At 71.3% G+C, this 7,359-nt stretch carries 7 protein-coding genes; 1 reads left to right on the top strand and 6 read right to left on the bottom strand.

What is annotated here, in order from left to right:
• From AB0F81_RS47790 to AB0F81_RS47765, 6 genes are all read right to left on the bottom strand, one after another.
• On the bottom strand, positions 1–227 hold a 227-nt coding region (locus AB0F81_RS47790; RefSeq protein WP_360210493.1), incomplete at its 3' end, for a DUF202 domain-containing protein.
• Positions 227–592 (bottom strand): DUF202 domain-containing protein, encoded by a 366-nt coding sequence (locus tag AB0F81_RS47785; protein ID WP_360210491.1) that lies wholly within the window; start codon positions 590–592, stop codon positions 227–229. The genes AB0F81_RS47785 and AB0F81_RS47790, both read right to left, overlap by 1 nt.
• Positions 570–1,964 (bottom strand): sulfatase, encoded by a 1,395-nt coding sequence (locus AB0F81_RS47780; RefSeq protein WP_360210489.1) that lies wholly within the window; start codon positions 1,962–1,964, stop codon positions 570–572. The genes AB0F81_RS47785 and AB0F81_RS47780 overlap by 23 nt, the downstream gene beginning before the upstream one ends.
• A gap of 31 nt (positions 1,965–1,995) precedes the next feature.
• Positions 1,996–2,991, bottom strand: coding sequence for an aliphatic sulfonate ABC transporter substrate-binding protein (locus AB0F81_RS47775; protein WP_360210487.1), 996 nt, complete (start codon positions 2,989–2,991; stop codon positions 1,996–1,998).
• The gene (locus tag AB0F81_RS47770) at positions 2,988–3,770 is read right to left on the bottom strand and encodes an ABC transporter ATP-binding protein (protein WP_360210485.1); all 783 of its coding nucleotides are present in this window, start codon (positions 3,768–3,770) and stop codon (positions 2,988–2,990) included. Before AB0F81_RS47770 ends, AB0F81_RS47775 begins: the two co-directional genes overlap by 4 nt.
• Complete coding sequence (locus AB0F81_RS47765; RefSeq protein WP_360210483.1) at positions 3,767–4,582, bottom strand: ABC transporter permease; 816 nt, start codon at positions 4,580–4,582, stop codon at positions 3,767–3,769. Before AB0F81_RS47765 ends, AB0F81_RS47770 begins: the two co-directional genes overlap by 4 nt.
• A 269-nt stretch (positions 4,583–4,851) precedes the next feature.
• On the opposite strand from AB0F81_RS47765, the gene AB0F81_RS47760 reads away from it, so the two are divergent.
• A complete protein-coding gene (locus AB0F81_RS47760) occupies positions 4,852–7,257 on the top strand; it encodes a family 20 glycosylhydrolase (RefSeq protein WP_360210481.1) in 2,406 nt (801 codons plus the stop codon).
• Positions 7,258–7,359: the final 102 nt, after the last annotated feature.

Genomic DNA, 7,359 nt, shown 5'->3' with positions numbered 1-7,359 from the left:
GCGGCCCGGCGCCCCCGGGTGCGGGGCCCGCGGCACGGCGCGGTAGCGGCGGCGGGCGAGAACCGCCATGACCACGGTGACCGGCGCGCAGGCCAGCACCAGACCTCCCACGAACGGGTGGTGAACACCAGCTCGCGGCCCACGGTCGCCAGCACGGCAGCCGTGGCGAGCGTGGTGCGCAACCACGCGAGCAGGGTGCGTTCCGCCTGCGCGCCGTGATCAGCCATCACATCAGCACCAGGACGGTGATCGCGGCGCCGGCCAGGACCGTGGCCAGCGCCGAGACCACCGCGACGGGGGTGGACGGCAACGGCGCCCGCAACCGCAGCGCCCGCTCGTTGCGGATCCAGCGCGGGAACGCCTCGGCAGCCACCACGACCGCCAGCACGGCCAGCAGCCCCGCCGCCCATTGCGAGCCCTCGGAACCGAACGCCTTGACCGCCGCGGCCGCCACCATCAGGCCCAGAGAGGTACGCAGCCACGCGAGGAACGTGCGCTCGTTGGCGAGGGTGAACCGTGGATCCGGTTCGGCGCCTACCCGGTAGACCCGGCGCGGCCACCGACGGTCGTCATGGTGTCCACGGGACGTCACCGCACTCCTTCTGCACCCGGGCGAGCTCGTCGGTCAGCGCCGCCCGCACCGGCGCGTAGGCCGGGTCGTCGTAGACGCTGTGCATCTCCCACGGGTCGGCCCGCAGATCGAACAGCTCCCACTCCGGCTGTTGCGCCGTGGCGGAGGTCCCGGGCAGGCCGAGCCCGTCGGCGTAGTAGAAGACCAGCTTGTGCTCATGGGTACGCACCCCGTAGTGCGCCCACACGTGGTGTTCGTCGTCGTCGTGTTCCCAGTAGCGGTAGTACACCGACTGCCGCCAGTCGCCGACCGGCTCGCCGCTCAGCAGCGGCCGCAGCGAGCGGCCCTGCATGCGGGGATCGGCCGGTACGCCGGCGTAGTCGAGGAAGGTCTGCGCGAAGTCGACGTTCATGGCGAGGGCATTGGTACTCAGCCCGGCCGGGATCTCCGCGGGGTAGCGGATGAGGAACGGCATCCGCAGCGATTCCTCGTACATGAACCGCTTGTCGTACCAGCCGTGGTCGCCGAGGAAGAAGCCCTGGTCGGAGGTGTAGACCACGATGGTGTCGTCGGTCAGTCCGTGCTCGTCGAGGTAGTCCAGCAGCCGGCCGACGTTGTCGTCGACGCTCGCCACGCAGCGCAGGTAGTCCTTGATGTAGCGCTGGTAGGTCCACAGCGCCGCCTCGTCGGGGTCGAGGTTGGGCGGCAGCAGCTCTTTGACGTCGTCGGCGGTCAGGTCCCGGTCCACCCGCATCCGCGCGGCGCGGGCGGCCGCGGCGTGGCCGGCGTGGTCGTCGTCGAAGGTGGCCGGCACGGCGACGTCGTCGAGGTACATGTCGCGGTGCTTGTCGTCGGGTTCCCAGTTGCGGTGCGGCGCCTTGTGGTGCACCAGCAGGCAGAACGGCCGGTCCGGGTCCCGGCCGTCGAGCCAGTCGACGGCCAGGTCGGTGATGATGTTCGTGCAGTAGCCGGGACGGACCCGCTCGGTGCCGTCCATGCCGATGAAGACCGGGTCCCGGTAGCGGCCCTGGCCCGGCACGACCTCCCAGTAGTCGAAGCCGCGGGGGTCGTGCGCGGGCCCGTGCCCGAGGTGCCACTTGCCGACCAGCGCGGTCTGGTAGCCGGCGCGGCGCAGCAGCTCGGGGAAGACGAGCTGACGGTTGTCGAACTCGGTCGAGAGGGTCTGCACGCCGTTGACGTGGTTGTAGGTGCCGGTGAGGATGGTCGCCCGGCTGGGCGCGCACAGCGAGTTGGTGCAGAAGCAGTTGTCCAGCAGGGCCCCGCCGGCCGCGATGCGGTCGATGTGCGGGGTCTCGTTGATCTTGCTGCCGTAGGCGCCTACCGCGTGCGCGGCGTGGTCGTCGGCCATGATGAAGACGATGTTGGGCCGCACTGTGTCTCTTTCCTCGGATGGGCCGCGGGTCTCAGGCCGCGTACGCGGCGGCGTCGTAGTAGGTGGCCGGGTCGACCACCTCCGGCAGCTTGCCGAGCTGCTGGAACAGCTCGTTGAGGCCGGTCAGCCAGTCGGCGACGGTGCCGTCGGTGGATTTGGCGGCGAGCTCGGCGGACGGCAGGAACCGGGCGTTGTAGGCCTCGGCGCGCAGTTGCTCGACCGGCGCGGACTTGAGGAACCGCGCGGTCAGCTCCACCGTCGGCGAGACGCCGAGGGCGCGGACGTCGTTGGCTTCGCGCAGCACCGCGAGGACCTTGCGCACCAGTTCCGGTTTGCCGGAGACCACCTCGTTGCGCCCGACGTAGGCGGAGGGGAAGCTGACGCCCGGGTAGAAGTCGTCGTTCTTGGCCAGCTCCACCAGGCCGGGCACCCGCTTCTTGATGGTGTCGATGAGCGGGTACCAGATGCCGGCGGCGTCGATCTGCCCCGAGCCGAACGCGGTGACCACGGTGCTGGCGTCCATGGCGACCTTCTGGACGTCGTCCACGGTGAGCCCGGCGCCCTGCAGCGCCAGGCGCAGGATCATGTCGCCGGAGGTGCCCTCCGGGACGCCGACCTTCTTGCCCTTGAGCGCCTGGACGGAGGTGATGCCGGGCTGGGCGATGACCCGGTCGGCGAACCCGAGCGAGTTGATCGCGATGACCTTGGCCTTGCCGGAGGCGGGCAGCCACATCGCGCCGGGCCCGATGTAGCCGAAGTCGAGGTCGCCGGCGCCGAGTGCCTGCACCTGCAGCGGCCCGTTGGTGAAGACTTTGAGCTCGGCCTGGAGCCCGTGCTTGGCCCAGAGCTTCCGGTCCTCGGCGATGGCCATCAGGCTGGCGCCGGTGAAGTCGGCGATGTAGCCGAGGTTGACCTTCTCGACGGCGCCGGACGCGGGCTGCTCGTCGTCACCGCAGGCGGCGAGGGTGGCGGCGGCGCCGATGCCGGCGAGGCCGGCGAGCACGGAACGGCGGGACAGTGGGCTCATCGCGAGGAACCTTCCGGTACGGGCTGGTGGTAGACGGCGCGCCAGACCCGGTTGCGGATCCGGGTGAACTCGGGCGAGAGGCGGACGGCTTCGGTCCGCGGGTAGGGCAGGTCGACGTCGATGACCTCCTGCACCCGGCCCGGCCGGGCGGCCATGACGACCACCCGGTTGGCGAGGTAGACGGCCTCGTCGACGTCGTGGGTGATGAACATGACGGTGCGCCGCTCGGAACTCCAGGTGGCCAGCAGCTGGTCCTGCATCTGCACCCGGGTGAGGGCGTCGAGTGCGCCGAACGGCTCGTCCATCAGCAGCACCTGCGGGTCGACGGCGTACGCCCGGGCGATCGCGCAGCGCTGCCGCATGCCGCCGGACAGCATCCGGGGCAGCACGTCGGCGAAGTCGGTGAGGCCGACCAGGTCGATGAAGTGCTGCGCGCGCCGGCGCCGCTCGGCCCGGCCGACCTTGGCGATCCGCAGGCCGAACTCGACGTTGTCGCGCACGCTCAGCCAGGGGAACAGCGCGTACTGCTGGAAGATGACGCCGCGCTCGGGGCTGGGCCCGCGCACCGGGCGGTTGTCGACCAGCACGTCACCGCCGGTGGGGTCGATCAGGCCGGCCGCGATGTTCATCAGCGTCGACTTGCCGCATCCGGACGGGCCGACCACGGTCACGAACTCCCGGTCGGCGATGTCCAGGTCGACGCTCTGCAGGGCCTGGAAGGGTTTGCCGCCGACGTCGAAGGTGCGGCTGGTGGCGCGGAAGGAGATCTTCTCGGTCATCGGCGTTCCTGCCATCCGGTGAGGCGTTTCTCGGCGGCGAGCAGGAGCCGGTCCATGATCAGGCCGAGCGCGCCGATGGTGATCAGCCCGACGAAGATGCTGGGCAGGTCGTAGTAGATCTGCGCCTGCTGCATCCGGTAGCCGAGGCCCTCCTGGGCGGCGATCAGCTCGGCGGCGACCAGGGTGGCCCAGGCCGCGCCCAGCCCGACGCGCATGCCGACCAGGATGAACGGGGTGGAGGCCGGGACGACGACGCGGCGGAACACCACGGCGTCGCCGGCGCCGAGCACCCGGGCCGCGTTGATCGTGGTCCGGTCGACGCTCACCACGCCCTGATAGGTCGACACCACGCAGGACAGGAACGCGGCCAGGAAGATGACGAAGACCTTCGGGGTCTCGCCGATGCCCATCAGCAGGATCGCCAGCGGGATGACCGCCAGCGGCGGGATGGTGCGGAAGAACTGCACGTAGGGCTCGATCAGGCCGCGCGCGATCCGGTACCAGCCCATCAGGAAGCCGACCGGGACGGCGAGCGCCGTGCCCAGCGCGAAGCCGATGAACACGCGCCGCAGGCTGGCGAGCGCGTCGTCGAGCAGGGTGCCGTCCATGGCCAGCTCGCCGGCGCGGGTGGCGACGTCGCCGGGGCCGGGCAGGCCGGAGACCCCGGCGGCGGCGAGGCCGGTCCAGGCGGCGAGGCCGAGGACGACGGCGAGCGCGTTCCACACCGGTAGCGGCAGGAAGCGGCGGGGCGGTGAGGCGGCGCGGGCGGTCTGCGGCGCGCGCTGCGGCGGCGGACGGACGTCTATCGGCACGGTGGGCCTCCGGGGCCGGTTGAGCGGGGTCGAGGTGCCACGAATCCTGAGCGCGATCATGAATCTTGTCAACCCGTCGGACTAAAACAGCCGAGGTGACGGGTTCATAAGACGTCTGATGTCATGATTCTAAGGTTTACCGCGTAGCCGTCAACGGCTCCGTCCCGCCATTTACGTACACCCCATTGACGTAATTCGGTTCGGCGGGCCAGACTCCGCATACCCCGCCCCCGCCGCCCGGCGGTCCCGGCGCAGGACGAAGGAGTCCCATGCCCCTCAGCAGACGCCGACTCATCGCCACCCATCTCGCCGTCGTGCTCGCCGCGACGCTGCTCGCCCCGCTCACGGGCGCCACCCCCGCAGCCGCGGCAGCGCCGGTCAACCTGGCCCGCACCGGGACGGCCACCGCGTCGAGCGTCGAGCTCGACCGCGCCGACTTCGCCGCCGCCCACGTCACCGACGGCAACCGCACCACGCGCTGGTCGTCGAAGCACCAGGACGACAACTGGATCCAGGTTCGGCTGGCGACCGCCGCCACCGTCGACCACGTCACGATCAGCTGGCCCAACGCGTGCGCCCGCGACTTCGTCCTGCAGACCTCGGCGAACGGCACCACCTGGACCGACGTCGCCCGGGTGCAGCGCGACACCTGCCCCCGCACCGACGTCATCGACGTCAAGTCCGCTCAGCCGGTCACCCACGTCCGGATGCAGGGACGTCAGCGGTGGGCGACCTACGGTTACTCGATCTCCGAGTTCGAGATCTGGGACCGTCCGGTGGCCGCACCCGCCCCGTCACTGGGCCTGCTGCCGAAACCGGTGTCGGTGACCGAGACCGGCGCCCCGCCGTACACCCTCGGCCGCGACACCCCGATCGTCGCGGTCGGAGCCCCGGCGAGCGCACCGGCGGCCTATCTGGCCGGCATCCTGCGCCCGTCGACCGGCTACCCGCTGCCGGTCGTCACCCAGAGCAGCGCCGCCGCGCCCATCGTCATCGAGGTCGGTGCCGGTAAGGGACCCGCCGGCCAGGCCGCCGAGGGATACCGGCTCACGGTCACCACCACGAGAGTCCAGATCAGTGCCGACACCGCGGCGGGAGCGCTGCACGGCGTGCAGACCCTGCGACAGCTGCTCCCCCAGTGGGTGGAGTCGGACACCGTCGTCGGCGCGGCCTGGCAGGTGCCGACGGTGACCATCACCGACTACCCGCGCTTCGCGTACCGCGGCATGATGCTCGACGTCGCCCGCAGCTTCTACCCGATGAGCGAGATCAAGGCGTACATCGAGGCCGCCGCCCAGTACAAGATCAACCGCCTGCACCTGCACCTGACCGACGACCAGGGCTGGCGCATCGCCGTCGACAACCCGGCCACCAACCCCTCGGCGATCAACTACCGGCTGCTCACCGAGGTCAGCGGCCGCACCGCGATGACCTACAACGCCGAGGGCCAGCTGATGGGCACCGAGCTGGGGGTCACCGGGTTCTACACCAAGGCGGACTACGCCGAGATCGTGCGCTACGCCGGGCTGCACGGCATGACGGTGGTCCCCGAGATCGACATGCCCGGGCACACCAACGCGGCACTGCACGCCATCGCGCCACTCAACACCGCCGGCGCCCGGCCGCAGCCCGCCGCCGGTCAGCCGACGGTGCCGTCCAACGGCACCGGCGCCGTGGGCTACTCCTCACTGGACGCGGCGAGCCCGGTGACCTACGAGTTCGTCCGGCAGGTCCTGACCCAGATCGCGGCCATGACCCCGGGCCCGTACCTGCACATCGGCGGCGACGAGGCCCACGTCACCAGCCACGCCGACTACACCACCATGGTCAACTCCTTCACCGCCACGGTCGCCTCGCTCGGCAAGACCGTCGCCGGCTGGAACGAGTACGCCGGGACGGCCCTGCCCCAGGGCAACGCCGTGGTGCAGTACTGGAACGGTGACCGCACCGCCGTGGCCAACGCCGTGACCAACCGGGCGGCCAAGGTGATCCTCTCCCCCGCCGCGCACACCTACGTCCCGCAGAAGCAGGACTCCCGCCAGCCGCTCGGCGGCACCTGGGCCTGCGGCGGACCGTGCGGCCTCGACCGGCACTACAACTGGGACCCCGGCACCTTCATCCCGAACATCGCCGCCGGCAGCGTGCTCGGCGTCGAGTCGGCGCTCTGGGGCGAATTCATCCGCCGCGTCGGCCAGGCGCAGTACTACAGCTTCCCCCGCCTCATCGCCACCGCCGAGGTCGGCTGGACCCCGCAGGCCCAGCGCGACTACACCGACTTCACCACGCGCCTGTCGGTGGCGGGTGGCCGGCTGACGGTCGAGGGCGTCAACTTCTTCCCCACCGCCGACGTCGCGTGGCGCCGCCAGGTGATCGGCCGGCCGGCCACCGTGGCGGTCGGCGCCCCCGCCGGCGCGACCTGGACGATCACCGCACCCGGCGCTGCCTCCACCGATCTGACGGCCACGGTGACCTGGAGTGACGGGCGGGTGGAGTCGCTGACGCCCACCGCCACCCGCGAGGCGAGCATCCCGGCCATGCAGATCAACAGCGCGTTCACCGTCGTCTCCCGCCGTACGTTCGCCGTGCCGGGCACGTACACCGGCACGGTCGCGGTGCGCTCCGCCGGCCACGCCCCGGTGGAGCGGGCACTGACGGTCACCGTGACGTCCGGCTGACCGACGGTCGCGGGGGGGGGGGCGCCCCGGCGCCCCCCCCGACCAGAAAGTAGAAAGCGGCGGGGGCTTTTTTTGGGGGTTAGAAAAGCCCGCTGGGCAAGA

Source organism: Actinoplanes sp. NPDC024001, assembly GCF_040638955.1.
GTDB lineage: Bacteria > Actinomycetota > Actinomycetes > Mycobacteriales > Micromonosporaceae > Actinoplanes.
This window is presented reverse-complemented; position numbering and strand designations above follow the sequence as displayed.

Bases quoted from the DNA above. Each gene is read 5' to 3' on its own strand.
- AB0F81_RS47760 (WP_360210481.1), top strand. From the start codon at position 4,852: ATGCCCCTCAGCAGACGCCGACTCATCGCCACCCATCTCGCCGTCGTG.
- AB0F81_RS47775 (WP_360210487.1), bottom strand. From the start codon at position 2,991: ATGAGCCCACTGTCCCGCCGTTCCGTGCTCGCCGGCCTCGCCGGCATC.
- AB0F81_RS47770 (WP_360210485.1), bottom strand. From the start codon at position 3,770: ATGACCGAGAAGATCTCCTTCCGCGCCACCAGCCGCACCTTCGACGTC.